Source organism: Amycolatopsis sp. NPDC102389 (genome assembly GCF_044765885.1).
Lineage (GTDB): Bacteria > Actinomycetota > Actinomycetes > Mycobacteriales > Pseudonocardiaceae > Amycolatopsis.
This window is the reverse complement of record NZ_JBIWKX010000017.1, coordinates 1-24,153: the sequence shown is the minus strand read 5'-3', so window position 1 is coordinate 24,153 and position 24,153 is coordinate 1. Positions and strand designations below refer to the sequence as shown.

The window sequence follows — 24,153 nt, the reverse complement described above, 5'->3', positions numbered from 1 at the left end:
CCCGGGGCCGGGGTGCGGGGGGGGCCTACCACCCCGGCGGGGGGGGGGGGGGGGGGGGGGGGGCGGGCCCCCCCCCCCCCCCCCCCCCCCCCCCCCCCCACGCCCCACCGCTTACGCGAGCGACAGTGCCTGACCAGGGCAGATGTGCACGGCGGTGCGCGCGTTCTCCTCCGCCTGGTCGCCCTCGGGCTCGGCGTTCAGAATGAGGACCGTTCCGTCGTCCTCGTTCTGGTCGAACAGATCGGGGTCGGTGAGCACGCACTGGCCCGCGCCCACACATTTCCCGGTGTCCGCGATGATCTTCATGGCTCCTCCTACCAGGTGACCGGGAGGCAGTGGAGGCCGTAGATCGTCGAATCGTGCTTGAACGGCAGTTCGTCGACCGGAACGGCGATCCGGATGCCCGGTACTCGCCGGAACAACGTATCGAACACGATCTGGAGTTCCAACCTCGCCAAGTTCTGGCCGAGGCATTGGTGCACACCGAATCCGAAGGCGACGTGATGCCGGGCGCCGCGTTCGATGTCGAAGGTGTCCGGGTTCTCGAAGCCTGCCGGATCGTGGTTGCCCGCGTTGCTCAGGCCGACGACGCCTTCACCCGCGCGGATGAGCGTGCCGCCGATCTCGACGTCCGCGGTGGCGAAGCGTGAGGTCGCCGTCTCCGCGATGGTGAAGACCCGCAGGAGCTCCTCGATCGCGACGAGTGTCTTGCCGGGATCCGCCTTGATCTTCTCCAGCTGATCGGGGTTCTCCAGCAGCGTCACCGTGCCGAGCGAGATCATGTTCGCCGTCGTCTCGTGCCCGGCGATGAGCAGCAGGAAGGCCAGGCTGACGAGTTCGGCGTGGTCGGCCTCGCCCGTTTCCCGCTGCTTCAGGATCTGACGCCCGAGGAGGTCGTCCTCGGTGGCGTTCGCTTCCTTCTTGGTGACGAGCTCGTCGAGATAGCCCCGGAGGCCCTCGAACGCGTCCCGCCGTTCTTCGGGGCTGACCTCACGGCTGAGCATCCGGGAACTGCACGACTGGAAGAAATCGTGGTCCGAATAGGGGACGCCGAGCAGTTCGCAGATCACCAGTGACGGAACGGGCAGGGAAAGCGCCTGGACCAGGTCGGCGGGTTTGGGGCCCGCGAGCAGGGCGTCGATATGTTCGTCGACGATCTGCTGGATCCGCGGTTGCAACGCCTTCATGCGCTTGACCGTGAATTCCCCGACGACGTCGCGCCGGGCCTGGCTGTGCTCCGGCGGATCCATCCCGATGAGGGAGGGGCGGAACGAATCGTCCTCCTGGCGGACCGGCCGCGGCACCATCAGCGGGAACGACGGATTCCGCCGGTCGGAGCTGAAATGCGGGCTGCTCAGCATTTCGCGGATGTCTTCGAGCCGGGTGAGCGCCCAGGCCGTTTGCCCGGACGGGAGACCGACCCGGGAAATCGGGCTTTTCTCGCGAAGCGTCTCGTATTCGGGCGGTGGCGAAAACGGGCACTTGCGGGCCAGCGGCAAGGTCGCGGTGGTTTCCTCGACGTCGGTCATCGGGTTGTCCTTCCCCAGATGTCGGGTGGTTCGGGTGATATCGGACAGGGGGCCCCAAAACGTATGCGGATGGTTTCATTCCGCTTATGCACCCAAGGTACTCAAGTGGAGACAGGTCGTCCACTCGCGAAGGGGTGGTTTCCCGGGAGGCGTGAAGGGCACGCCCTCACGTGCGAGAATCACGGCCCTGAAGGACCTTCGAGAGGCGAGGACGATGACAGCCGACCCCGAGACCCGCTTGCGCGCCGACGCGCGCCGGAACCGGGATCAGATCCTGGCCGCCGCGAGAGTCATCTTCGCCGCGCAGGGCGCCGAGGTCCCGATGGAGGAGATCGCGCGCGCGGCCGGTGTCGGCGTCGGCACCCTTTACCGCCGTTTCCCGGACCGGGACGCGTTGATCCGGGCGGTCGCCGTCGACAATTTCGACCGCGTTCTCCGGGACGCGAAGGCCGCGAAGGACCAGGAGTCCTCAGACTGGGCCGCCCTGATCCGGCTCCTGCACCAGTCGATGGAGCTGCAGCTGAGCATCCAGCTCGCGATGGTGTCGCCGCGGGCGCTGGCGATCCTGAAGAGCGATCCCGCGATCAAGGCCCTGCGTGACGAGTTGCTGCTGGTGATGGACGCTTTCGTCAAGGGCGCGCAGGCGGAGGGCAGGCTCCGGACGGACGTCGCCACCGGTGACGTCGCGATCCTGTTCGCGACGTTGCTGCGGCAGATGCCGGGCAAGGGCGCGGAGGTCGCGCGGATGGCGACGAGGCGGTGCATCGGGATCATGATCGACGGTTTACGCGCCGTCGACACGAACGAGTCACTCCCCGGGCGGGCGCTGACCGGGGCCGATCTGGACCCGTGACTCCGTGAAGGCCTCCTTCCCTACTTTGAGGGTAGGGAAGGAGGCCTTCACGGACTTCAGGTATCCAACTGCGGAAATCGGGGAGGGTCAGACACCCAGCGGGTGCCAGACGGTCTTCGCCTCCAGGTACCGCCGCAGCCGCGCGATGTCGGCGTCGGCGGTCCAGTCCGGCTCGGCGTCCGGGACGGTCAGGACCCGCTTCACGGTGCCCGCCGCCTCACGCGCCAGATCCGCCCGCGCGGACGGCTCCGCGCCCGTCGGGTCGAGGGCGTTGACGTCGCCGTGCGACGCGAGCCACGAGCCCAGCTCCGACGCGCGGCCGGTCAGGATGTTCGCGACCCCGCCGGGCAGGTCGGACGTCGCGAGGACCTCCGAAAGCGTGATCGCGGGCAGCGGCCGGTCCGCGCTGGACACGACCACCGCGGTCGAACCGGTCGCCAGCACCGGGGCCAGCACGCTCACCAGGCCCAGCAGCGAAGACTGCTGCGGCGCCAGCACGCCCACGACCCCGGTCGGTTCCGGCACCGTGAAGGAGAAGTACGGACCCGCGACCGGGTTGGCAGCGCCGAGCACGGTCGCGATCTTGTCCGTCCAGCCCGCGTACCAGACCCAGCGGTCGATCGAAGCGTCCACAAGGGACTGTGCCTTCTTCGCCGCGACGCCTTCCGAAGCGGCGACCTCCGCGACGAACTGTTCGCGGCGGCCTTCCAGCATCTCCGCGACGCGGTACAGCACCTGGCCGCGGTTGTACGCGGTCGCCGACGACCAGCCGCCGAAAGCCTTGCGGGCGGCGGAAACCGCGTCGCGGACGTCCTTGCGGGACGCGTGCGACGCGTTCGCCAGGAACTTGCCCTTGGTGTCGGTGACCGGGTACACCCGGCCCGACTCCGAACGCGGGAACTTGCCGCCGATGTAGAGCTTGTAGGTCTTCGCCACCGAAATACGGTCAGACATCGAGGTAGGCCTCCAGTCCGGTGCGTCCGCCTTCGCGGCCGAAACCCGACTCCTGGTAGCCGCCGAACGGCGCGGCGGGATCGAAGCGGTTGAACGTGTTGGCCCAGACGACGCCGGCCCGCAGCTGGTTCGCCATCCAGAGAATGCGCGAACCCTTCTCGGTCCAGATTCCGGCGGAGAGCCCGTACGGCGTGTTGTTCGCCTTGGTGACGGCTTCGTCCGGTGTGCGGAAGGTCAGCACCGAAAGCACGGGCCCGAAGATCTCCTCGCGGGCGATGCGCATCGACTGCTGGACATCGGAGAACACGGTGGGAGCGAAGAAGAAACCGCGTTCCGGTACCGGGCACGGGCTGGTCCAGCGCTGTGCGCCCTCGGCGTCGCCGGACTCCACCAGTCCCTTGATCTTCGCGAGCTGCTCGGCGGAGTTGATCGCGCCGATGTCGGTGTTCTTGTCCAGCGGATCGCCCAGCCGCAGCGTCGAGACGCGGTAACGCAGCTTCTCGAGCAACTCCTCGGCGATGGACTCCTGCACCAGCAGGCGCGAGCCCGCGCAGCAGACGTGGCCCTGGTTGAAGAAGATCCCGTTGACGATCCCCTCGACGGCCTGGTCCAGCGGAGCGTCATCGAAGACGACGTTCGCCGCCTTGCCGCCCAGCTCCAGCGTCAGCTTCTTCGCGGTGCCCGCGATCTGACGCTGGATGGCCTTGCCGACCTCGGTCGACCCGGTGAAGGCGACCTTGTTCACGTCGCCGTGGCCGACCAGCGCGGCGCCGATGTCCCCGGCGCCGGGGAGGATGTTCACCACGCCGGGCGGGAGTTCGGCCTGCTGGCAGATCTCCGCGAACACGAGCGCGGTCAGCGGCGTGGTCTCCGCGGGCTTGAGCACCACGGTGTTCCCGGTGGCCAGCGCGGGCGCGATCTTCCACGCCAGCATCAGCAGCGGGAAGTTCCACGGGATGACCTGGCCCGCGACACCGAGCGGCTTCGGGTTCGGGCCGTAGCCCGCGTAGTCGAGCTTGTCGGCCCAACCGGCGTGGTAGAAGAAGTGCGCGGCGGCCGTCGGCACGTCGGAATCGCGCGATTCCTTGATCGGCTTGCCGTTGTCGAGACTTTCCAGCACGGCCAGTTCCCGCGACCGCTCCTGGATCAGGCGGGCGATGCGGAACAGGTACTTGGCGCGCTCGGAACCCGGCATCTTGGACCAGACGTTGTTGTACGCCTTGCGCGCGGCCTTCACCGCACTGTCCACATCGGACACCGACGCGGTGCCGACCTCGGCGAGCACCTCTTCGGTGGCCGGGTTGATCGTCTTGAGCGGCTCACCGGAGCCGTCGACGAATTCGCCGTTCACGAACGGCCGGTAATGCGACTTGAGGTTCGCGAGGTCGCGCGATTCGGGCGCGGGCGCGTACTCGAAGATGCCCATGGATCAGTCCACCGTCACGTAGTCGGGACCGCTGTAGTGGCCGTCGGCCTGGGTGCGGCGCTGCAGCAGGAGGTCGTTGAGCAGGCTGGACGCCCCGAACCGGAACAGCTCCGGGGTCAGCCACTGCTCGCCGGCGACCTCGTGCACCGCGACCAGGTACTTGATCGCGTCCTTGGTCGTCCGGATGCCACCGGCCGGTTTGACGCCGCGCAGTTCACCGGTCTGGACGAACCAGTCGCGGACGGCCTGCAGCATCACATGGGTGACCGGCAGCGTCGCGGCGGGCGAGACCTTGCCGGTGGAGGTCTTGATGAAGTCGCCGCCCGCCAGCAGCGCGAGCCAGGACGCGCGGCGGACGTTGTCGTAGGTGGCCAGCTCACCGGTTTCGAGAATGACCTTGAGGTGAGCGCCGCCACAGGCGGCCTTGATGGCCTGGATCTCCTCGAAGACCTCCAGGTAGCGGCCTTCCAGGAAGGCGCCGCGATCGATCACCATGTCGATCTCGGCGGCGCCGGCGTCCACGGCGATCTTGGTGTCGGCCAGCTTGATCTCGCGGCTCGTGCGGCCGGCAGGGAAGCCGGTGGCCACACTCGCGACGTGGATGCCGGTGCCGCGAAGCGCCTCGACAGCCGTCTCGACCATGTCCGGGTACACGCAGACGGCCGCGACCTGCGGGGTGTCCGGGCGTTCCGGGTCCGGCCGCTTGGCCTTCGCCGCGAGCGCGCGGACCTTGCCCCGGGTGTCGGCGCCTTCGAGGGTCGTCAAATCGACCATCGAGATGGCGGTGTCGATCGCCCAGAGCTTGGCGGCCTTCTTGATGCTGCGCGTGCCGAGTCCCGCCGCCCGCTGCTCGACGCCGACCTGGTCGACACCAGGCAGCCCGTGCAGGAACCGGCGCAGGCTCGCCTCGTCGCGAGTCGCGTCCGCCAGCGGCGACGGGGTGGCCGTCGCCGCTGACGAGCTGGTCGTAGCTGTCATACGGGTGAGTGTAAGCGGCCTACAAGCTGGGCACCGGGGCCTGGGCGACCGCCCTGGTGGAGGGCACCACCGGGGCGCAGAACTCGGAGATCATCGGCAGCTGACGTTTGAGCGCGGCGTCCGGCGACGCGGTGAGGTCCACGGTCGCCAGCGTGGAGATGTCCTTGCCGGAGTCGTCGTGGAAGCTGAGGGTGTTGAAGCCCGGAAGGTCGCCGGCGTGGCCCCAGATGACGTGATCCTCCGCGCAGGCACCGGCGGTCTTGAGGTTCAGCTTCATCAGGCCGAGCCCGTACTCCATGCCGCCCGCCGGGACCGTCGTCTTCATCTGCTTCAGCAGATCCGCGGGCAGCAGACGGCCGCCGAACAGCGCCTCGAAGAACCGGTTGAGGTCCTTGCCCGAAGACACCACGCCGCCCGCGCCGAAGTAGCGCGAGTAGTTGTAGGTGGTGACGTCGGTGAGGCCGCGCGGCGCGTCGTACAGCTGCTCGTAGCCGCGGGCGGCCGGGCGGAGCAGGAACGGGAAGTCGCGGGGGAGCGAGGTGTCGCGCAGGTGCAGCGGCCCGGTGATGCGCTCGGCGAGCGCGCGTTCCAGCGGCTTCCGTGTGGTCTTCTCGACCAGCAGGCCGAGGACGTTGTAGCCGGTGTTCGAGTACGCCCAGCTCGTCCCGGGCTTGAACTGGAGCGGCTGCTTCGTGACGCTCAGGCGGATCTGGTCTTCGCTGCCGAAGTGCTCGAAGCGTTCGGTGTCGACCTCCGGACCGGACGCCCAGGTGTCCTCGGGGGCGAGGTCGCGCGGGAGGCCGCTGGTGTGCTGCAGCAGCTGGCGGACGGTGATCGGCTCCGGATACGGCAACAACCCGGGCAGGTAACGCTGAACGGGCTCGTCGAGCCCGACGCGTTTCTCGGCCACGAGCTGCAGGACCAGCGTCGCGACGAACACCTTGGACACACTCGCGATCCGCCAGCGGCCCGACGCGTCGGGCTTACCGGGACGCTCGATGTTCGCGACGCCGCTGACGCCGCGGAAATCGTCGGCGACGGCGACCATGCCGGGGATGCCCGCGGCGACCGCCGCGTCCATCGCGGCCTGGCGTGGATCGGTCTTCTCGGCCGCCGCCGGGAGGGCGGTGACGGAAAGCAGTGCGGCACAAGCGATCGCGACGAAACTTCGGCGCATCGGACAGTCCCCCAAGTCGTGGTCAGCCTTCGATTTCAGGCACGTCTCTCTTACGTGGCTTCCGTTTCACGACGACTCCGCCCCAGAACGCCAGGCCGGTGATCTTCACCGTCGGCGCGGTCGGCGGCGCCGCGGGCGTCCCGGCGCGGTCTTCCAGTTCGAAGGCACCCATGAAGCCGATTCCGGTGACGTCCACATTGATGTCGTCGGGCACGATGATGTCGATCCCGCCCATGATCGCGACCGCGGTGATCGTCGAATGCTTCTCGGCGAACCGCGCGTACCGCAGATCGAGTTCCGCGCCGCCCCAGAACGCGAAACTGTTGTGCTGCGGCGGGACGACCCAGCTGCCCTTGCGCGACGCGCCGGACATGACGGCGATCGACGCGCCGGAGCCCGGATGCCCGCCGATGCGGTCGTCGGGAAGGCCGAGGGCGCGCGACGTCGCCGGCTGGATCGCCGTGCTGGACTGCGGCAGGTCCGCGGTGACCGGCTTGAGGTCGCCGACGGTCTTGGCCGCGTAGACGGTGGTGAGCCGCTCTTCCAGCTCGTTGATGGTGATGCGCCCTTCGGACATCGCCGCGTGCAGCACCTGCGCGACCTGCTCGCGGTCGGCGTCGGAGATGCGCATCTGTTCGGGGCCCGGCAGGGCCGGTTCTTCACTCACCTGGAGGAGCCTAGCGTCGACGAGAGGGCCAAGCGTCCATCTTATGGTCGACAGTGGCATCCTCCCGTGATGGGGAACTCACTACCCGGCGTCGTCGAGCTGCCGGACGGGATCAAGGTGCGCGGACGGGGCCTGGGTCGCCCCTGGCCGGAGGGCCCTTCGCCGGATTTCGGACTGTATTTGGGCGGGGCGAAGCTGCGCCGGAAACACGATCACAAAATGGAGTGGGAGCGGGCGTGGATCCGCTGGCCCGACTTCCTGCTGCCGACGGACTGGGCGGACGCGCGGCGGCGGATCGTCGACCTGCACGACCGGGCGGCGCGGGGAGAAGGCGTCGAGGTCGCCTGTCACGGCGGGGTCGGGCGGACCGGCACGGTGTTGTCCTGTCTCGCCACCCTTTCCGGGTTGAGCGCCGAGGAGGCGGTGGCGTGGGCGCGGGCCAACCACGACAAGCGTTCGGTGGAGACGCCGTGGCAGCGCCGCTGGGTCGGCTGGTTCGCGCGGCAGGCGTGACGGGCTAAATTGACCGGCATGGATGTGCACGTCGTTGATCACCCGCTGGCCAAGGCCAGGCTCTCCACCATGCGCGACGCGCGCACCGACAGCGCCGCCTTCCGCGCGGCGCTGCACGAACTGACCGTCATGCTGGTCTACGAAGCCACGCGCGACATGCCGGTGCGGATCGAGCGGATCCACACGCCGGTGGCGCGCACCGACGGCTACGCGCTGGCGAGCCCGCCGCTGCTCGTGCCGGTGCTGCGGGCCGGGCTCGGGATGGCGGACCAGGCGCACAAGCTGATCCCCGACGCCCAGATGGGTTTCGTCGGCCTCGCCCGCGACGAGGAGACGCTCAAGCCGACGCCGTACCTCGAGTCGCTGCCCGAATCGCTCGCCGACCGGCCGGTGATGGTGCTCGACCCGATGCTGGCGACCGGTGGGTCGATGGAGTACACGATCCGGCTGCTCACCGACCGCGGCGCCACCGACGTCACCGCGATCTGCGCGCTCGCCGCGCCCGAGGGCATCGAGCACCTGGAGAAGACCGGGCTGCCACTGCGGGTGGTGACCGCGAGCATCGACGAGCGGCTGAACGACTCCGGCTTCATCGTGCCGGGGCTCGGGGACGCGGGGGATCGGCAGTACGGCGCCGTCTGACGCCGGATCGCGTTTAGCCCGCTAAACGCAGGTCGTGCCACCGGAGCGATCGCCCAAGTCCGTGAAGGCCTCCTTGAGAGACCCAGAGTCCCTCAAGGAGGCCTTCACGGACTTGCCCAGCCCGAGGCCGGGCGGATCGCGTTTAGCGGGCTAAACGCGACGCAGCCAGCCCGACGCGTTCGCCCGCAGAGCGGTCTCGTAAGCCGCGCTCACGGTGAAGTCCTCCGGCAGGTTCCCGTTCAGCTCCAGCGACACGAGGCCGTGCACGATGCCCCAGCAGCTCACGGCGATGACCTCGGGCGGCACGTCGAGGAAGGCGCCGTCGGCGACGGCCTTGCGGATCGTCTCCTCGAGCGGCGCCATCGTGGCGCGCGCCTGGCCGGCCGTGTCGTCCGCCGGCTCGAAACCCGGCACCGACTTCGTGAACATGATCGCGTAGAGGTGCGGGTCGGCCAGCGCGCTTTCCCGGTACGCGACGCCCAGCCGCACCAGGTCCTCGACCGGATCACCGCTCAGCGTGACCCTCGACATCCGGCGGCCGAAGCGGAGGAAGCCCTCGGCGAAGAGCGCGCTGACGAGGTCCGTCTTCCCGCCGAAGAGTGAGTAGACCGCGGTGGTGGACGTGCCGACGTCGGCGGCCAGTTTGCGGAGGCTGAGCGCCTTCGGGCCGTCGGCCGAGATGAGCTCACCGGCACGGTCCAGCAGTTTCAGCCGGAGGTTCTCGTCGTGCGTCCTGGGGCGGGGCATGATCCCAGGGTATCGCAACGCTGTTATGAATCGCTCGGATTCGGAGTTGACCTGGAGCGCACTCCAGGTCGTACTGTCGTTCACATGAGCTACTCGATAGCGGAAGCCGCGCGACGTAGCGGACTGTCCATCGACACTCTCCGGTACTACGAGCGCATCAAACTCGTCGAGCCCCCGGCGCGGGACGCCGCGGGGCGGCGCGCCTACACCGACGACGACCTCGGGTGGCTGGGGTTCCTGACCAAGCTGCGCCTGACCGGCATGCCCATCAAGCGGATGCGGGAGTACGCCTCCCTGCGTCACCACGGGGCGGCGAGCGCGGGGCGGCGCAAATCGATCCTGGTCGACCAGCGTAAGTCGGTCGCCGATCGGATCGCCGAGCTGCAGGCCTGCCTCGACATCCTCGACTACAAGATCGACCACTACGACCAGGTGGAGCGGAAGGTGCTCGGCACCGGAGCCACCATGGAGGGAATTTCAGCGTGATCAGCACCAGGAGGCTCGGCGGTCTGGAAGTCGGGGCGCAGGGACTCGGCTGCATGGGGATGAGCCAGGCCTACGGTGTCCGCGACGACGACACGGAGTCGATCGCCACCGTCCACCGCGCCCTCGAACTGGGCGTGACCCTGCTCGACACCGCGAACGTCTACGGCGCGGGAGCGAACGAAGAGCTGGTCGGCCGCGCGATCGCGGGCAAGCGGGAGCAGGTCGTGCTGGCGACCAAGTTCGGCATCGTCTGGGACAAGGACGGCGGGATGGCCGCGCGCGGCGACGCGGCGTACGTCAAGCAGAGCTGCGAAGAGTCCCTTCGCCGGTTGAACGTCGACCACATCGACCTCTACTACCAGCACCGCGTCGACCCCGACACGCCGGTCGAGGAGACCTGGGGCGCGCTCGCGGAGCTGGTTCAAGAGGGCAAGATCCGCTTCGCCGGGATCTCCGAAGCCAGTGCCGAGACGATCCGTCGCGCGCACGCCGTCCACCCGGTGACCGCGCTGCAGAGCGAGTGGTCCCTGTGGACTCGCGGCATCGAAGGCGAGATCCTCTCGACCGCCCGCGAGCTGGGCGTCGGCATCGTGCCGTTCTCGCCGCTCGGCCGCGGTTTCCTCACCGGCAGCGTGACATCGGTGAAGGACCTGCCGGAGGACGACATGCGCCGCGGGCTGCCCCGGTTCGCCGAGGGCAACTTCGAGCGCAACATGGCGATCGTCGATGCGTTGCGCGCGCTGGCCGAGCAGAAGGGCGTCACCGCCGGGCAGCTCGCGCTGGCTTGGGTCCAGGCACAGGGCGACGACGTCGTGCCGATCCCGGGCACCAAGCGACGCAAGTACCTCGAAGAGAACGCCGCCGCCGCGGAGCTGGAACTGTCCGAAGTGGACATCGAAGCCATCGAGAAGGCGGCGCCGATCGAGTCGATCGCCGGTGAGCGTTACCCGGAGCGGCTCGCCCGCGCCGCCGGCAAGTAAATCCCAGAGAATCGCGGAGAAATCATGACGGGTTCCACCCTGCCCACCCGCAGGCTCGGCACGCTGGAAGTCGGCGCGCAGGGGCTCGGCTGCATGGGCATGAGCGAGTTCTACGGCCAAGGCGACGACACCGAATCGATCGCGACGATCCACCGCGCGATCGAACTGGGCGTCACCTTGATCGACACCGCCGACATGTACGGCTTCGGCCGCAACGAGGAGCTGGTCGGCCGCGCACTGGCGGGCAAGCGGGACCAGGTCGTGCTGGCGACCAAGTTCGGCATCGTGCGCGACGAAGAAGATCCCTCGAAGCGCGGGATCCGGGGCGACGAGTTCTATGTGCGGCAACAGGTCGAGGCGTCGCTGCGCCGGTTGAACGTCGACCACATCGACCTCTACTACCAGCACCGCGTCGATCCGAACGTGCCGATCGAGGAGACCGCGGGCGCGCTGTCCTCGCTGGTCGAGCAGGGGAAGATCCGGCACATCGGGTTGTCCGAGGCCGGTCCGGAGACGATCCGGCGGGCGCACGCCGTGCATCCGGTGACGGCGGTGCAGACGGAATGGTCGCTGTGGTCGCGCGACATCGAGGACGAGGTCGTCCCGGTCTGCCGGGAGCTCGGCATCGGGCTGGTGCCGTATTCCCCGCTGGGCCGCGGTTTCCTCACCGGCCGCTTCAAGTCCAAAGAGGACTTCGCCGACGGTGACTTCCGGCAGACTACCCAGCCCCGGTTCGCCGAAGGCAACCTGGAGCGGAACCTGGCGATCGTCGAGGCGCTGCGCGCGCTGGCCGAGCGGAAGGGCGTCACCGCCGGTCAGCTGGCGCTGGCGTGGGTGCAGGCTCAGGGTGACGACGTCGTGCCGATCCCGGGCACCAAACGGCGCAAGTATCTCGAAGAGAACGTCGCGTCCGTCGGCCTGAAGCTGACCGCCGAGGATGTCGCGGAGATCGAGGCGGCGGTCCCGGCCGACGCGGTCGCGGGGGAGCGCTACCCCGAAACGGCCATGCGCCTGCTGTCCCGCTGAACACGAAAAAGCCGGCGCCCTCGAAAAGGGCGCCGGCTTTTCGTTGTCAGACCAAAGACGTGACCGCCTCGACCACGTCGTCGAGGGCCACGGTCTGCTGTTCGCGGGTCGCGAGACCGCGCACTGTCACGTTCCCGGCGTCCCAGTCCTCCTGGCCCACGATCACCACGGCCCGCGCGCCGGCCTTGTCCGCCCGGGTGAGCTCCTTGCCCAGCTTGCGGAGCTCGACGGGCGTGGACGTACGCAGCCTGGCCTTCCGGAGCCGCCCCGCGACCTCGCGCGCGGCGTCGGTGAGCTCCTCGACCACCGGGATCACCACGACATCGACCTCACTGCGCGGCTTCGGGGTGAGGCCGTGCGTGTCGAGGAAGTCGATCAGCGTGACGTCGCCCATGCCGAAGCCGATCCCGGGGATCTGCTGCGACGTGAACAGCGAAGCCAAGTCGCTGTAGCGGCCGCCGCCGAACAGGGCACGACGGTTCTCCGGAGAGGTGTCGAAGACCTCGAACACGGTCGACGTGTAGTACGCGAGCCCGCGCACGATCATCGGATCGAACGTGATCAGATCCGCGGCGCCGCTGTTCAGCACCTTGACCAGGTTCGAGTTCTCCTTGACCTGCTCGGGCAGCTCGTCGAGCAGGGCCGCGCCCGAAGACAGGATCTCGGTCAGCTTCTCGAACTGCTTGTCGGTCAGCCCGATCTCGGCCGCGGTGTCGCTCAGCTTCGTGCGGTCCGACTTCTCCCAGCGGTCCACCAGGGTGAACACCTGCGGAAGCTGGTCCGCGGTCACGCCGACGATGTCGGTGAGCGCCGAGGAGAGCAGGTTCCGGTCGTTGGCCCGCACCTGGAACATGTCCGGGGTCGCCCCGAGCTCGCTCATCATGGCGTGGACGAGCTCGAAGATCTCGATCTCGCAGTTCGCGCTGTCCGAACCGAAGATGTCCGCGTTGATCTGCCAGTGCTCGCGGACCCGGCCACGCTGCGGCCGCTCGTAGCGGTGACAGTTCGGGTGGCTGTACCAGCGCACCGGGAACTGCAGCGACTTGGCGTTGCCCGCGATCATCCTGGCGACCGACGGCGTCATCTCCGGGCGCAGCGCCAGCCGCTCGCCGCCCTTGGTGGTCAGCGTGTACAGCTGCTGGTCGGCGATCTCCTGCCCGGACTTCCGCTCGTAGATCTCGGCGGGTTCGAGGATTGGCCCGTCGTAGCGGAGGAAACCCCGTAGTTCGAGCACGTCGTAGAGATGGCCGAACACCTGCGTCCGGACGGACATCTCGGCGGGCAGGAAGTCGCGGGTCCCCTTGGCGGGGGCTGTCGGCAGGTATTCAGGCACGTCAACAAGCTTAACCAGCGAAGGCCACGCCGTACGCGGTGGTCAGGATCGCGGCCCCGAGCAGGACCGCCCCGGCGCTCGTGACCCGTCCGCCGAGCTTGCCCTTGCCCGGCGCCAGATGCATGAAGAAGCCGCCGGACCGGGCGAGCACGCCGAACAGCAGCAGGAAGCACACGATCCACCGGGCGGTGTCCGGAAGGCCGGTCTGCCCGAGGATCTGCAGCGCGACCAGCGCGAGAACCAGCAGGACGCCGGCGTGCGCGTGGCCGGCGCGGAACATCCCGCGCTGGTGTTCGGTCAGTTTCTTGTCGCGCAGCACGCCCATCAGCGCGTAGCCGCCGTACATCACCGTCGGCAGCGAGACGAGCGCGATGACGGTGAACAGCTTGATCGGACCTTCCATGAGGTGATCATAACACTGTTTTAAAACGCTGTCACCAAACTTCCCGGCCCACTTGCGGTGATGCGGCACGGAACTCGCGTGATCGGAGCCGTAACTCGCGTGATTGAAGGCGTAACACCGAGTGCGGCATCCAGTCACGCGAGTTACGTGCCTGATCACGCGAGTTACGCCTTCGATCGGCTCTAATCCGGAACGCCGCTCACGATCAATCCGCGCGCAAGGATCAGGCGGAGGTTCCGGAGTGCGGAAAGGTCGGCGAGCGGATCGCCGTCGACCACCAGGACGTCGGCGCTCAGACCGGGGGCGAGGCGACCGGTGACGTCGCCGAGGCCGAGCCCGGCGGCGGAGTCTTCGGTCGCGATCTCGAGGATCCGGCGCCTGCCGAACCCGAGCCATTCGTAGAGTTCGAGGGCGCCGACGGGATCGTCGAAGACCGACCCGGGCAGCCCGGCGTCCGTTCCCGCCAGGAGCGGGACGCCCAGTTCCTCCAGCCAGGAAAGCCGTCCGTAGACGGTTTTCGCGAGCTCCTCGCCCATGCGCTCGGCCAGCATCCGCCAGTTGCGGCTGCTCGTCGAACACGCCGCGATGCCCTCGGCCGCCATGCGCTTGGCGACACCCTCACGCCTGTCCTGTCGCTGAGGTCCGGTCATCCAGGTGCAGTGCTCGATCGTGGCGACACCCGCCTCGACCGACGCCTCGATCGCGTCGGCACCGTGGGCGTGCGCGGCGACCGGGAGCCTGTGGCGCGCCGCGTGCTCGACGATCAGGCGCAGCGCCCGGACGTCGAACTGGGACTCCCACATGTCCGCGCCGCCCTCGGTGATCTGGCCGCCGCTGGCCATCACCTTGATCACGTCCGCGCCGGCGGCGGCGTTCGCGTCGATCAAGGCCCGGATGGCGTCGTCGTCCGCGACCTCGCCACCGAAGAAGTGACAGTGTCCATTGAGGACTGTCAGGGGCGATCCCGCGGTCAGCAGACGCGGAGCGGCGGCGCCTTCGGCTTCGAGCTCCGACCGGACCCGCGCGCCCAAGGCGTCGCGATCGCCGAGGTCCCGCACCGTCGTGACCCCGCTGCGCAGCAACCGCCCCAGGCGATCCTTGGCCCCCGCGCGCAAAGCTTCGTCGTCGCTCGCCAGGAAATTCGGCAGCATCTCGCGGGTCGCGTCGAACGCCAGGTGCACGTGGGCGTTGAACAGGCCGGGCAACAGTGTCGCGCCGGGGAAGTCGAGCCTTTCGGCGTCCGGAGACGCCTGCGCCGCGACCTCGGCGCGAGGTCCCGCCGCGAGGATCCGGCCACCCTCGACGAGCACGGCTCCGTCTTCGACCGGCGTGCTCGGACGCGGCAGGATCCTTTCCGCCGTAAGCAAAAGCTGGGTCGTCATACCTTGCTCCCGGAGACGGCGGCGGACAGCGCGAGCAACGGCCGCACGTCGGATTCGATGTCGGAGGCGCCGCCGGGGAGCACCAGTTTCGCGCGCCCGTCGGTCTCCTCGCCCGCGGTCTGCCGGGCGATCGCCGTCTTCAGCGCCTCCGCCGCCGCCCGCGGATCGTCCGCGGCGAGCGCGGTCAGATCGGTTTCCAGATAGGGGCTCAGCTGCACGAGCCCGTCCCGGATCTCGATCACCCGGCGGTAGTACCGGCGATGGACCGTGCGCGGGCGCCACCGCTCCCACGGCCCCTGCGGCGTCGTCCGGAGCACGATGTTCGGGTAGATCCGGGCCAGTTCGGTCCACAAGGGGGTGAGTTCGTCGTGGTGCCGCCGGTGCTGGCGGCGCCGTCGCAGCGCGGCGAACCGCGCGCGGGCGCCGGGATAGGTGATCCCGGCGAGGAAGAGCACGATCCCGAGGAGCACCAGCGGGACGGCGACGGTGAGCAGGAGCGGGATCGACGGCCCGAACGCCCAGGCGATCACGATGTAGAGCGCGCGGAAGACACTGCCGACGGAAAGGCAGATCAGCCCGGCGGCGCTGAGTTTCAGCCCGGTCTTCAGATGGCGGTCCGCGGTGCGGATGTACCGGAAGATCCACCAGGCGCAGGCGGCGAGCCCGTAGATCAGGTAGAGCCCCGCGCCCAGGTAGAACAGCGCGACCCCGGGCACGTGCACGAGCTTGGGGCTCAGCGCCAGCCCCCGTGCCTCCGGCGGGGTGACGGCCATGGCGACCAGCATCAGCGCGATCGCGCCGGACAGCGGGATCAGCTCGAACAGCACGCGCCCCGGCCTGCGCGGGCCGAGCGCGGAGCCGAGGAACACGATCAGCAGCGCGCATACGCCGATCGCGAGCAGGACGTTGTTGACCAGACGGCCGGTGCCTTTGCCCGCCAGGTCGTCGAGCCAGCCGACGATGACCTTCTGCTGGGCGAGGAAGGAGCCGGCGACGCAGACGATCGTGATCGTGATCGCCCAGTTCGGCAGCAGCCGGGGTGCGCGGTAGGTCTGGTAGATCCGCCAGGCGAGCGCGGTCGCGAACAGCACCATCGCCACGACGTTGAGAGGGGAGAACAGCGAGTTCACAGCCACCCTTGATGGTCGCCCAGCGCGCCTTGGACGCGGCGGACGTCATCGTCGTCGGCGCGACGGGGAATCGTGTAGTTCAAGACCGACGCCCATTCGAGGATGATGGTCGCCACGGTCTCGGCTTCCCATTCGTGCGCCTCATCGTAGGAGGTGCGGCGTAAAGCGCGGTGTACCGCGTCGCCGTCGAGCCCGGTGGCGGGGCCGCGCAGGAAGTCGGCGGGTTCGGCGTCGCCGCCGGGATGGTGATCGGCGAGCATATGCCCGAGTTCGTGCAGGATGATGTGGTCCTGGTGGGACTTCGTGGTCTCCTGCTGGAAGAAGATGTAGTCCGCCGAACCGGTGGCGATCCAGCAGCCGAACGGGCCGGGGACCTCCAGCGGATACGGCATCAGCCGGATCGGCCTGCCGCGCTGTTCGCCGAGCCGTTCGCAGAGCACGCCGACGTCGAGCGGCGGCTCGATGTCGAGCTTGTTCAGCATCTTGCGGCAGCGCTTGCGGAGCTCGCGTTCCTTCATCGGCTCTCGTCCGGCTGGTCGCGCTCGGCCCGTTCGTAGCGTTCGACGAGTTCCAGCAGATCCATGACCTGACGGCGGCCCTGCGGGGAGAGCTCCTGCGCGCGCATGGCCATCAGCTTCGCCTCGCCGACCGGTTGGGGCTCCTGGTCTTCGAAGAAGTAGGTGATCGGCACGCCGAACAGCTTCGCCAGCGCTTCGACGTAGTGGATCTTCGGGTTGACCCGTTTGCCCGTGGCGAGCTGCTGGAGGTACGCGGGCGACATGGTGGGCCCGCCGGCGCGATCGATCGCCGCGGACAGCTCGCGATAGCTGTGCGGGGCGCCTTCGTCCGCGCGAACCGAATCGATCAGCGCGGTCAGTTTCTGGGCGAAGGTCTGATACGGCGACATGACCCCCCAACCGTTCCGTAGTCCCGTTCCGTAGTGGGAGTGTAACGCGATACAGCCTGTCCGCAGCTGTTGACAGCGCATGTATGCAGTGGTTTACAGTTGTCAAGCGGTTTCGTGCCGCGCCCGGCCTCTCACTCCGGAATCCGTGCCCTGGGGGTGTACGGACACCGGAGTGAGAGCCGTTTTCCCCGGTGGGTGCACAAGATCGTGCCGGATGTAGTACGCTGAGGCAGCCAAGGTTGATCGCCATCACGGCGAACCCTTGGCCTAGGCCTGTTGCCGGAGGTCGACCCCCAGGGCTTCCGGTGACAGGCCCCTTACTTTCTCCCCGCATTCAGAGGACTAAACGCGTCAGGGCATGAGCGTGGCGGCCAGGGTGCCGCCCAACTCGAAGCAGGCATCGAGATCCGCTTTGCCCGGTTCGCCGGTGACGAGCACCGGTGCGGCCGCGCGTTCCCAGCCGAGGCCGGTCGTGATCGCTTCGATCCCGCGCACGGTGCCGGAGGTGTCGTTGTTGCCGTGCACGAAGAACCCGAACGGCCGCCCCCGCGTGGAATCCAGGCACGGGTAATAGACGGTGTCGAAGAAATGCTTCAGCGCGCCGGACATGTAGCCCAGATTCGCCGGGGTGCCGAGCAGATAGCCGTCGGCGTCCAGGACGTCGGGCACGGTCGCGCCCAGCGCCGCGCGGCGCACGACGTCGACGCCCTCGATGTCCGGATGATTCGCGCCGGACAGCACGGCTTCGAACATCGCCTGCGTCGAGGGCGACGGCGTGTGGTGGACGATCAGCAGCTTCGGCATGTCACGCCAGCCGGGACTCGGTGTCGGCCCGGAGCGCGGCCAGCCGTGCGTCCGCGGCGGTGCGCGCCTCGGCGAGGTCGCCGGTGACCGGCTCCTTGATCTGCAGGTACGCCTTCAGTTTCGGCTCGGTCCCGGACGGCCTGATGACGACACGCAGGCCCTCGCCGGTCAGGCGGAGGACATCGGCGTCGGGCAGAAGGTCCTCCATCGTGACGTCGGTGCCGCCCAGTGACGACGGGGGAGTGGCGCGCAGGCCCGCCATCAGGCGCTCCCGCACCGACAGATCGGTGACCCGCAGCGAGACCTGATCCGTCACGTGCACCCCGTGCTTCACGGCCAGTTCGTCGAGGATGTCCAGCGGTCCGCGGCCGGCCGCGCGCAGGGAAGCGGTCAGCCCCGCGGCGAGCACGGCGGCGGAGATGCCGTCCTTGTCGCGCACGAAACCGGGGTTCACGCAGAGGCCGAGTGCCTCTTCGTAAGCGAACACGAGCCCTTCGCCGGCCCGGACCAGCCATTTGAACCCGGTCAACGTCTCCGCGTAGCGCGCCCCGAACTCCTTCGCGACCTCGCCGAGCATCGACGACGACACGATCGTCGTGGCCACCAGTGGGTCCGCTTCGTCCACTGTGGACAGAATATGCCAGCCGAGCAGGACGCCGGTTTCGTCGCCGCGCAGCATCCGCCACGAACCGTCCCGTTCGCGTACGCCCAGCGCGCAGCGATCGGCGTCGGGGTCGAGCGCGATCGCTAGGTCGGCGTCCACTTCGGACGCCAGCGCCAGCAAAAGGTCCGTCGCGCCCGGTTCCTCCGGGTTCGGGAAGGCGACCGTCGGGAAGTCGGGATCCGGCGTCGCCTGCTCGGTCACCAGATGGAGGTCTTCGAACCCGGCGCGCTCGAACGCCGCGCGCAAGGTGTCCGCGCCGACGCCGTGCAACGCCGTCGCGGCGACCTTGACCCCGCGTTCCGGACCGCGCGGCAGCAGCGCGACCTTGGCGAGGTACGCGTCGCGGAGTTCGTCGCCCAGCACTTCGGCGCCGGGCTCGCGCGGCACGCTGATCGCCGGGGGAGCGGCTTCGATGGCCTGCTCGATCTGCCCGTCCGACGGCGGGACGATCTGGCCGCCCGACGCGTCGTAAAGCTTGTAACCGTTGTCGGCCGGGGGATTGTGCGATGCGGTGATCTGGATACCCGCCACCGCACCGAGTTCGAGCACGGCGAACGCGAGCACCGGGGTGGGCAACGGGCCGGGCAGCGTCTTCACCGCGAATCCGGCGGCCGTCAGCACCTCGGCGGCGGCCTTGGCGAAGGCCTCCGAACCGTGCCGCGCGTCGCGGCCGACCACCACGACCCCGCCCGCGTGTCCTTGCGCGGTCAGCCAGGCCGCGACCCCGGCCGTCGTCCGCGTGACGACCGCGACGTTCATCCCGTTGGGGCCCGCGCGCACCGGACCGCGCAGCCCGGCGGTGCCGAATTCGAGCGGACCCGCCATCCGGTCCGCGAGTTCGTCCGCCGCACCGGTTTCGCCGCCCATCGCGCGGGCGAGGATGTTCTGCAGCTCGACGCGGGAATCGTCGTCCGGGTCGTCGGCGATCCAGCGGAACGCCCGATCCCGGAGATCCGAAGTCAAAGAAGTCGTCACCGAGTCAGCCTACGGGTACGTTGGAGAGGGTGCGATTGATCTTCACTTCTCTGGTGAGTCATGGTCATCTCTATCCCCTACTACCGCTCGCCGTCGCCGCTCGCGACGCCGGGCACGAAGTCCTCTTCGCCACCGGTGACGACATGTTGACGGTGGTCGAAAAGGCCGGCCTGGCGGCGGCAAGCGCCGGAATCGGGATGCGGGAGGCGTTCGAGTCGGTCGTCGGGCCCGACGCTCCCAAACCCAACGCCACCGACGCTCCGCCCGAAGCGTTTTATCCCGCTATCGGCGAAGTGTTCGGAAATGTGATGCCTCGGCGATTCGTCGCCGATCTCACACCGTTGCTGGAGCGGCACCGGCCGGATCTCGTCGTCTACGAAAGCGGCAACCCCGGTGGCGCCATCGCCGCCCGCGCCGCCGGCATTCCCGCGATCGGGCACGGTTTCGGCCGGTTCTCCTCAGGTGACGTCATGGACGTCATCGAGGGGCGCATCGCGGAATTCGCCGCGGAACTCGGTGTCGAAGGCGCGAACCTGCCGTCCTTCGGCGATCCCGTCGTCGACATCTGCCCGGAATCGGTGCAGGCGCCCGATTTTCTGGCCAGAGCGAAGCGGATTCCGCTGCGTCCCGTCGGCTGGGCCGAGCCGGGAGACCTCCCGGCGGGCGTGGTCGGCCGGGACAAGAGCCGTCCGCTGATCTACCTCACCCTCGGGACGGCGTTCGGCAACGAAAACGTGTTGAAGCGGGCCATCGGCGGGTTGGCGCGCCTCGACGCGGACGTCATCGTCGCGGCGGGCCCGACGGTCGATCCGGCTTCTCTGGGCGAACTCCCGGGCAATGTCCGGGTCGAGGTCTGGGTGCCGCAGATGGATCTCCTGCCGCACGTCGACCTCGTGGTCCACCACGGTGGCAGCGGGACGACACTGGGTGCCTTCGGCGCCGGGCTGCCGCAGCTGGTGCTGCCGCAGGGGGCGGATCAGTTCACGAACGCCGAGGCCGTCGTCGCGGCCGGGGTGGGCACGCAGCTGATCGGTGCCGACGTCGTCGAGGACGTCATTTTCGAGCAGGCGCGGAAGCTGCTCACCGACGAAATGGTGCTCGGGGCGGCGCGCCGGCTCGCCGACGAGGTCGCCGCGATGCCGTCGCCCGCGGAGGTCGCCCAGCGGCTTCCCGAGTTCGCCGGCTGAGAAGTACATGAAGGCCCCCTTGCTTGCGCTAGACGCAAGCAAGGGGGCCTTCATGTACTTCAGGCGCGGGCGACGAGTTCCTTGAGCAGGGTGCCCATGCGGGTGGCCGACTGGCGGCCCGCCTCGAGCACCTCTTCGTGGTTCAGCGGTTCCCCGGTCATCCCGGCCGCCAGGTTGGTCACCAGCGACAGCCCGAACACCTCGACCCCGGCGGCGCGGGCGGCGATGGCCTCCAGCACCGTCGACATGCCGACGAGGTCGGCGCCGAGCGTCCGCAGCATGTGGATTTCCGCCGGTGTCTCGAAATGCGGCCCGGTCAGCCCCGCGTAGACGCCTTCCTCCAGCGAAGGGTCGATTTCGCGCGCGATGTCGCGCAGCCGCTTCGAGTAGAGATCCGTCAGGTCGACGAAGTTCGCGCCGACGATCGGCGACCGCGCGGTGAGGTTCAGGTGGTCGGAGATCAGCACCGGCTGCCCGACGCGGAAGCCCTGGCGCAGGCCGCCCGCGGCGTTGGTCAGCAGCACCGTCCTGGCGCCCGCGGCCGCGGCGGTGCGCACGTTGTGCACGACCGGGTCGATACCCTTGCCCTCGTAGAAATGCGTGCGGCCCAGCAGGATCAGCGCGCGCTTCTCGCCGACGCGGACCGACCGGACGGTGCCCCCGTGCCCCACCGCGCCCGGCGCGACGAATCCGGGCAGTTCGCCCAGCGGGATCTCCGCCTCGGGCTCCCCGATGACGTCCGCCGCCGGGCGCCAGCCCGAACCGAGCACGACGGCGATGTCGTGCTTCTCGACGCCGGTGCGTTCGGCGATGGCGGCGGCCGCCGCGACCTCGTTCTCACTCATGCGACGAGCTTATCCGGACGGTGCGCACGAGCAGGAACGCCACCAGCCCGAACGGGGACAGGAAGATCGTGAGCGCCAGGATCGGGCCCGTCACCAGCGGGTGGATCTTGTGCTCGCGCGACTCGAGGTACATCCAGCGGGCGATGAACAGGTCGAAGGCGATCAGGTGTGCCCAGATCGCGGCCGCCCCGTACGGCGAGCCGGTGAACGCGCTCAGCACGTCGAGGTCCGGCTTGCTGACCGCCGTCCAGAGTTCGCCGAGATGCGTGAGGGCGAGCACGAAGTACGGGATCAGCGGCAGTAGCGGTGTCCAAGGTGAGGACATGATCCGGCGGGTCCACGACCAGCCCGGCAGGAAGATCATCAGCAGCCAGAACGGCGTCGCCAGCGGAAAGGTCCAGGTGAACAGGGTCTCGACGCTCATCGCAGCGAGGCCTCCAGGTCCCGGTCCTTCGCGGGCCGCCCGATCGCGATTAGCCCGCTAAAGGCGACGCCCCCCACCAGCAACGCGAGGGCCGTCAGGGTCTGCCCGTCGGGGGCGACGATCGACTGGCCGCGCAGCGCCTGCCAGGTGAGCAACGCGAGAAGGCCCGCGTAGCCGACGCCGGCGATCACCACGAGCCGCAGCCGGAGGACGTCGTCGCGAAGCCGCGGGTAGCGCGCGGCCAGGACGCCGAGGGCGAGCGCGAGCAGCGGGAGCGCCTGGAGTCCGTGCAGGCCGAGGAAATGCGGGATCCGCAGATCGCCACCGACCGTGCTCCAGCCGAGGATCGGCAGGCCGGGGCCGCCGTCGGGGAGACCGACGGTATGCGCGCCGATCATCGCGGACTGGCCCGTCGCGTCGAGCATGGCCTCCTGGTCCGGGGTGGGGCCGCTCATCAGCGTCGCCAGCGAGATCCCGATCATGCCGAGGATCGCGCCGATCCGGGCCGCCCACGCCGTCGCGCGGTCGGGGAGCCGGGTGAACATGACGGCGATCGTCAGGACGAGGTTGACCATCCACAGCACGGCGATCATCCCGCCCATGACCTGGAAGATCGTGTTGTCCAGCGGGGTCGCGTTGTTGAAGTGGCTCGCGCGGACGCGGGCGGCCTGGAACACCAGCAGCGCGTACTCGGCCGTGAAGATCACGACGAGCACGTTCGTCAGCCAGTTCGCGGTCCGCCGGAACTTGGGCAGCAAGGAGACGAGCCAGCTCCAGGTGAAGAAGTACAGGGTGCCGGAGACGGCGAATTTGAACGGTTTCGCCCAGAGCGGCGCGCCGTTCAGCGTCCGCTGGTCGATCAGCATGGCCAGGACGCACAGCGCGGTGATCACGGCGAAGGCCTGGGCGCAGCGATACGAACCTCGATGCCAGGTGCGGGTTCTGTCACGGAGATCGGTCAAGATGGTCATGGGTCCCTCCCAGAATGGATAGTCAAGCTCTCCGTTATGGGAAGCTAAACTATCCATCCTGAGAAGTCTTCAGGGATGACCCTGGAACCGTCCCCGAGATCGGAGAGCGCACGCGTGCGGATGGCCGAACTGAGCGAGAAAGCCGGGATCCCGGTCGCCACGATCAAGTACTACCTGCGGGAAGGGCTGCTTCCGCCGGGCGAGCGGACCAGCCCCAACCAGGCGAAGTACGACGACGGGCACGTCCGGCGGATCAAGCTGATCAGGGCGCTGATGGACGTCGGCGGCCTTTCGCTCGCGACGGTCGGCGAGGTGCTCACCGCGGTCGACGCCGGGGAAGCCAGCCCTCACCACATCCTCGGTATCGCCCAGCAGGGCATCACGTCCTCCCGGCGGGTCGTCGACGACGAAGCCCGGGAATGGGCGCTCGCGACGGTCCGTGACCTCGCCGAGCGCCGCGGGTGGCCCTGTAAGTCCGACGACGACCTGGTCATCCAGGCCCTGGTCGGCGTCCTGTGCGCGATCCGCGAGGTCGGGCACGACTGGTATCTCGACAAACTCGACGCCTATGCCGAGATCGCCGACCGGACCGCCGACCTGGACCTCGAGGGGATCGCCGGGATCGCGTCGCTGGAGGAGATCATCGAGATCGCCGTCGTGGAGACGGTTCTGGGCGACAGGCTGCTGTCGGTGTTGCGGCGGTTGGCGCAGCAGCGTGCGTCGAAGGCATTCTTCGCCGGGCAGGACTGAAGGACGCTCTTGGTATCGGGACCGGGCTTTGCCGGATATCCGGCTGTCGTCGGTGGCCGCGAGTGTCCGTTAAGGACACTTGACTGTCTGAAGTCTGCTTGATGCGTATATGTCCGGTTTTCAAGTGGGGTCGTGAGTGGCGAGGAGGGTCTAATGAGAGGTAAGTCAAACGTGGTGCGGGCCCTTTTCGCTGACGACCATGCGCCGCTGATTGTCCACAAGGGACAGTTTCCGACTGTGCAGTGTCCGGTTCATGTCTATATATACGATCCTGGCCGGGGTCGTGAGTGGTAATGAGGGTTATTGAGGGGTAAGTCAAACGTGGCATGGTCGGTGCGGGTGGGTCGTGGGGTGGGGGGGGGGGGGTGGGTGAGATAAAACCACACCGGCCCCCCCGCGG

Annotated in this window: 27 protein-coding genes; 8 read left to right on the top strand and 19 right to left on the bottom strand. The window is 68.7% G+C overall.

Going from position 1 to position 24,153, the window contains the following annotated elements; genetic code table 11:
• Window positions 1–111: 111 nt before the first annotated feature.
• Window positions 112–306, bottom strand: a complete 195-nt coding sequence (locus tag ACIRGA_RS17045) for a ferredoxin (protein WP_400942078.1) — start codon at window positions 304–306, stop codon at window positions 112–114.
• Window positions 307–314: 8 nt separating this feature from the next.
• Window positions 315–1,529 (bottom strand): cytochrome P450, encoded by a 1,215-nt coding sequence (locus ACIRGA_RS17040; RefSeq protein ID WP_400942075.1) that lies wholly within the window; start codon window positions 1,527–1,529, stop codon window positions 315–317.
• Between the two features lie 214 nt (window positions 1,530–1,743).
• Between ACIRGA_RS17040 and ACIRGA_RS17035 the strand changes: the two genes are divergently transcribed.
• On the top strand, window positions 1,744–2,382 hold the full coding sequence (locus ACIRGA_RS17035) for a TetR/AcrR family transcriptional regulator (RefSeq protein ID WP_400942073.1): 639 nt from the start codon (window positions 1,744–1,746) through the stop codon (window positions 2,380–2,382).
• Window positions 2,383–2,469: 87 nt separating this feature from the next.
• Here ACIRGA_RS17035 and ACIRGA_RS17030 read toward each other — a convergent pair whose 3' ends face one another.
• From ACIRGA_RS17030 to ACIRGA_RS17010, 5 genes are read right to left on the bottom strand one after another with little or no spacing between them, the layout of a single operon-like run.
• The gene (locus tag ACIRGA_RS17030) at window positions 2,470–3,336 is read right to left on the bottom strand and encodes an aldehyde dehydrogenase family protein (protein WP_400942071.1); all 867 of its coding nucleotides are present in this window, start codon (window positions 3,334–3,336) and stop codon (window positions 2,470–2,472) included.
• On the bottom strand, window positions 3,329–4,762 hold the full coding sequence (locus tag ACIRGA_RS17025) for an aldehyde dehydrogenase family protein (RefSeq protein ID WP_400942068.1): 1,434 nt from the start codon (window positions 4,760–4,762) through the stop codon (window positions 3,329–3,331). The genes ACIRGA_RS17030 and ACIRGA_RS17025 overlap by 8 nt, the downstream gene beginning before the upstream one ends.
• Before the next feature lie 3 nt (window positions 4,763–4,765).
• On the bottom strand, window positions 4,766–5,740 hold the full coding sequence (gene deoC / locus ACIRGA_RS17020) for a deoxyribose-phosphate aldolase (protein WP_400942065.1): 975 nt from the start codon (window positions 5,738–5,740) through the stop codon (window positions 4,766–4,768).
• Between the two features lie 19 nt (window positions 5,741–5,759).
• Window positions 5,760–6,917 (bottom strand): serine hydrolase domain-containing protein, encoded by a 1,158-nt coding sequence (locus ACIRGA_RS17015; protein ID WP_400942062.1) that lies wholly within the window; start codon window positions 6,915–6,917, stop codon window positions 5,760–5,762.
• Between the two features lie 22 nt (window positions 6,918–6,939).
• Complete coding sequence (locus ACIRGA_RS17010) at window positions 6,940–7,548, bottom strand: DUF1707 domain-containing protein (protein WP_400942253.1); 609 nt, start codon at window positions 7,546–7,548, stop codon at window positions 6,940–6,942.
• A 105-nt stretch (window positions 7,549–7,653) separates the two neighbouring features.
• Here ACIRGA_RS17010 and ACIRGA_RS17005 point away from each other — a divergent pair, with 105 nt between their 5' ends.
• Window positions 7,654–8,097 carry a protein-tyrosine phosphatase family protein gene (locus ACIRGA_RS17005; RefSeq protein WP_400942060.1) on the top strand — a complete coding sequence of 148 codons (444 nt, stop codon included), beginning with the start codon at window positions 7,654–7,656 and terminating at the stop codon, window positions 8,095–8,097.
• Between the two features lie 18 nt (window positions 8,098–8,115).
• Window positions 8,116–8,739 carry a uracil phosphoribosyltransferase gene (upp, locus tag ACIRGA_RS17000; RefSeq protein ID WP_037332384.1) on the top strand — a complete coding sequence of 208 codons (624 nt, stop codon included), beginning with the start codon at window positions 8,116–8,118 and terminating at the stop codon, window positions 8,737–8,739.
• Between the two features lie 150 nt (window positions 8,740–8,889).
• On the opposite strand, the gene ACIRGA_RS16995 is transcribed toward upp, so the two are convergent.
• Complete coding sequence (locus tag ACIRGA_RS16995) at window positions 8,890–9,486, bottom strand: TetR/AcrR family transcriptional regulator (protein ID WP_400942057.1); 597 nt, start codon at window positions 9,484–9,486, stop codon at window positions 8,890–8,892.
• Between the two features lie 84 nt (window positions 9,487–9,570).
• Here ACIRGA_RS16995 and ACIRGA_RS16990 point away from each other — a divergent pair, with 84 nt between their 5' ends.
• The 3 genes from ACIRGA_RS16990 to ACIRGA_RS16980 are packed head-to-tail and all read left to right on the top strand — an operon-like array spanning window position 9,571 to window position 11,978.
• Window positions 9,571–9,972: a MerR family transcriptional regulator gene (locus tag ACIRGA_RS16990; protein WP_400942054.1), complete on the top strand. Its 402-nt coding sequence runs from the start codon at window positions 9,571–9,573 to the stop codon at window positions 9,970–9,972.
• The gene (locus ACIRGA_RS16985) at window positions 9,969–10,952 is read left to right on the top strand and encodes an aldo/keto reductase (protein WP_400942051.1); all 984 of its coding nucleotides are present in this window, start codon (window positions 9,969–9,971) and stop codon (window positions 10,950–10,952) included. The genes ACIRGA_RS16990 and ACIRGA_RS16985 overlap by 4 nt, the downstream gene beginning before the upstream one ends.
• A 24-nt stretch (window positions 10,953–10,976) precedes the next feature.
• On the top strand, window positions 10,977–11,978 hold the full coding sequence (locus tag ACIRGA_RS16980; RefSeq protein WP_400942049.1) for an aldo/keto reductase: 1,002 nt from the start codon (window positions 10,977–10,979) through the stop codon (window positions 11,976–11,978).
• A gap of 46 nt (window positions 11,979–12,024) precedes the next feature.
• Here the strand turns inward: ACIRGA_RS16980 and hisS are convergent, their stop codons facing one another.
• The 8 genes from hisS to ACIRGA_RS16940 all read right to left on the bottom strand — a co-directional run bounded on the left by hisS (window position 12,025) and on the right by ACIRGA_RS16940 (window position 19,576).
• On the bottom strand, window positions 12,025–13,311 hold the full coding sequence (gene hisS, locus ACIRGA_RS16975; protein ID WP_400942046.1) for a histidine--tRNA ligase: 1,287 nt from the start codon (window positions 13,309–13,311) through the stop codon (window positions 12,025–12,027).
• A 10-nt stretch (window positions 13,312–13,321) separates the two neighbouring features.
• A complete protein-coding gene (locus tag ACIRGA_RS16970) occupies window positions 13,322–13,714 on the bottom strand; it encodes a hypothetical protein (RefSeq protein WP_400942043.1) in 393 nt (130 codons plus the stop codon).
• Between the two features lie 182 nt (window positions 13,715–13,896).
• The gene (locus ACIRGA_RS16965; protein ID WP_400942041.1) at window positions 13,897–15,096 is read right to left on the bottom strand and encodes an amidohydrolase family protein; all 1,200 of its coding nucleotides are present in this window, start codon (window positions 15,094–15,096) and stop codon (window positions 13,897–13,899) included.
• Complete coding sequence (locus ACIRGA_RS16960) at window positions 15,093–16,226, bottom strand: MAB_1171c family putative transporter (RefSeq protein ID WP_400942039.1); 1,134 nt, start codon at window positions 16,224–16,226, stop codon at window positions 15,093–15,095. Before ACIRGA_RS16960 ends, ACIRGA_RS16965 begins: the two co-directional genes overlap by 4 nt.
• Complete coding sequence (locus tag ACIRGA_RS16955; protein ID WP_126735233.1) at window positions 16,223–16,744, bottom strand: hypothetical protein; 522 nt, start codon at window positions 16,742–16,744, stop codon at window positions 16,223–16,225. Before ACIRGA_RS16955 ends, ACIRGA_RS16960 begins: the two co-directional genes overlap by 4 nt.
• The gene (locus ACIRGA_RS16950) at window positions 16,741–17,133 is read right to left on the bottom strand and encodes a helix-turn-helix domain-containing protein (RefSeq protein WP_400942036.1); all 393 of its coding nucleotides are present in this window, start codon (window positions 17,131–17,133) and stop codon (window positions 16,741–16,743) included. The genes ACIRGA_RS16955 and ACIRGA_RS16950 overlap by 4 nt, the downstream gene beginning before the upstream one ends.
• A 351-nt stretch (window positions 17,134–17,484) precedes the next feature.
• Window positions 17,485–17,937, bottom strand: coding sequence for a flavodoxin family protein (locus tag ACIRGA_RS16945; RefSeq protein WP_400942033.1), 453 nt, complete (start codon window positions 17,935–17,937; stop codon window positions 17,485–17,487).
• 1 nt (window position 17,938) lies between these two features.
• Complete coding sequence (locus ACIRGA_RS16940; RefSeq protein WP_400942031.1) at window positions 17,939–19,576, bottom strand: phospho-sugar mutase; 1,638 nt, start codon at window positions 19,574–19,576, stop codon at window positions 17,939–17,941.
• A gap of 29 nt (window positions 19,577–19,605) precedes the next feature.
• Here ACIRGA_RS16940 and ACIRGA_RS16935 point away from each other — a divergent pair, with 29 nt between their 5' ends.
• Window positions 19,606–20,763, top strand: a complete 1,158-nt coding sequence (locus ACIRGA_RS16935) for a glycosyltransferase (protein ID WP_400942029.1) — start codon at window positions 19,606–19,608, stop codon at window positions 20,761–20,763.
• A gap of 59 nt (window positions 20,764–20,822) precedes the next feature.
• Here ACIRGA_RS16935 and ACIRGA_RS16930 read toward each other — a convergent pair whose 3' ends face one another.
• Genes ACIRGA_RS16930 through ACIRGA_RS16920 form a run of 3 tightly spaced genes read right to left on the bottom strand, consistent with a single transcriptional unit; the run spans window position 20,823 to window position 23,003 of the window.
• Window positions 20,823–21,608 (bottom strand): purine-nucleoside phosphorylase, encoded by a 786-nt coding sequence (locus ACIRGA_RS16930; protein WP_400942026.1) that lies wholly within the window; start codon window positions 21,606–21,608, stop codon window positions 20,823–20,825.
• Window positions 21,601–22,032 (bottom strand): ABA4-like family protein, encoded by a 432-nt coding sequence (locus ACIRGA_RS16925; protein WP_400942023.1) that lies wholly within the window; start codon window positions 22,030–22,032, stop codon window positions 21,601–21,603. Before ACIRGA_RS16925 ends, ACIRGA_RS16930 begins: the two co-directional genes overlap by 8 nt.
• Window positions 22,029–23,003: a hypothetical protein gene (locus ACIRGA_RS16920; RefSeq protein ID WP_400942021.1), complete on the bottom strand. Its 975-nt coding sequence runs from the start codon at window positions 23,001–23,003 to the stop codon at window positions 22,029–22,031. The genes ACIRGA_RS16925 and ACIRGA_RS16920 overlap by 4 nt, the downstream gene beginning before the upstream one ends.
• A gap of 75 nt (window positions 23,004–23,078) precedes the next feature.
• Here ACIRGA_RS16920 and ACIRGA_RS16915 point away from each other — a divergent pair, with 75 nt between their 5' ends.
• Window positions 23,079–23,753 carry a MerR family transcriptional regulator gene (locus ACIRGA_RS16915; protein ID WP_400942018.1) on the top strand — a complete coding sequence of 225 codons (675 nt, stop codon included), beginning with the start codon at window positions 23,079–23,081 and terminating at the stop codon, window positions 23,751–23,753.
• The last annotated feature ends 400 nt before the right edge of the window (window positions 23,754–24,153 follow it).

Coding starts and splice junctions, on each gene's coding strand:
- ACIRGA_RS17045 (WP_400942078.1), bottom strand. CDS start 306: ATGAAGATCATCGCGGACACCGGGAAATGTGTGGGCGCGGGCCAGTGC.
- ACIRGA_RS17040 (WP_400942075.1), bottom strand. CDS start 1,529: ATGACCGACGTCGAGGAAACCACCGCGACCTTGCCGCTGGCCCGCAAG.
- ACIRGA_RS17035 (WP_400942073.1), top strand. CDS start 1,744: ATGACAGCCGACCCCGAGACCCGCTTGCGCGCCGACGCGCGCCGGAAC.
- ACIRGA_RS17030 (WP_400942071.1), bottom strand. CDS start 3,336: ATGTCTGACCGTATTTCGGTGGCGAAGACCTACAAGCTCTACATCGGC.
- ACIRGA_RS17025 (WP_400942068.1), bottom strand. CDS start 4,762: ATGGGCATCTTCGAGTACGCGCCCGCGCCCGAATCGCGCGACCTCGCG.
- deoC (WP_400942065.1), bottom strand. CDS start 5,740: ATGACAGCTACGACCAGCTCGTCAGCGGCGACGGCCACCCCGTCGCCG.
- ACIRGA_RS17015 (WP_400942062.1), bottom strand. CDS start 6,917: ATGCGCCGAAGTTTCGTCGCGATCGCTTGTGCCGCACTGCTTTCCGTC.
- ACIRGA_RS17010 (WP_400942253.1), bottom strand. CDS start 7,548: ATGCGCATCTCCGACGCCGACCGCGAGCAGGTCGCGCAGGTGCTGCAC.
- ACIRGA_RS17005 (WP_400942060.1), top strand. CDS start 7,654: ATGGGGAACTCACTACCCGGCGTCGTCGAGCTGCCGGACGGGATCAAG.
- upp (WP_037332384.1), top strand. CDS start 8,116: ATGGATGTGCACGTCGTTGATCACCCGCTGGCCAAGGCCAGGCTCTCC.
- ACIRGA_RS16995 (WP_400942057.1), bottom strand. CDS start 9,486: ATGCCCCGCCCCAGGACGCACGACGAGAACCTCCGGCTGAAACTGCTG.
- ACIRGA_RS16990 (WP_400942054.1), top strand. CDS start 9,571: ATGAGCTACTCGATAGCGGAAGCCGCGCGACGTAGCGGACTGTCCATC.
- ACIRGA_RS16980 (WP_400942049.1), top strand. CDS start 10,977: ATGACGGGTTCCACCCTGCCCACCCGCAGGCTCGGCACGCTGGAAGTC.
- ACIRGA_RS16970 (WP_400942043.1), bottom strand. CDS start 13,714: ATGGAAGGTCCGATCAAGCTGTTCACCGTCATCGCGCTCGTCTCGCTG.
- ACIRGA_RS16965 (WP_400942041.1), bottom strand. CDS start 15,096: ATGACGACCCAGCTTTTGCTTACGGCGGAAAGGATCCTGCCGCGTCCG.
- ACIRGA_RS16955 (WP_126735233.1), bottom strand. CDS start 16,744: ATGAAGGAACGCGAGCTCCGCAAGCGCTGCCGCAAGATGCTGAACAAG.
- ACIRGA_RS16950 (WP_400942036.1), bottom strand. CDS start 17,133: ATGTCGCCGTATCAGACCTTCGCCCAGAAACTGACCGCGCTGATCGAT.
- ACIRGA_RS16945 (WP_400942033.1), bottom strand. CDS start 17,937: ATGCCGAAGCTGCTGATCGTCCACCACACGCCGTCGCCCTCGACGCAG.
- ACIRGA_RS16930 (WP_400942026.1), bottom strand. CDS start 21,608: ATGAGTGAGAACGAGGTCGCGGCGGCCGCCGCCATCGCCGAACGCACC.
- ACIRGA_RS16925 (WP_400942023.1), bottom strand. CDS start 22,032: ATGAGCGTCGAGACCCTGTTCACCTGGACCTTTCCGCTGGCGACGCCG.
- ACIRGA_RS16920 (WP_400942021.1), bottom strand. CDS start 23,003: ATGACCATCTTGACCGATCTCCGTGACAGAACCCGCACCTGGCATCGA.
- ACIRGA_RS16915 (WP_400942018.1), top strand. CDS start 23,079: ATGACCCTGGAACCGTCCCCGAGATCGGAGAGCGCACGCGTGCGGATG.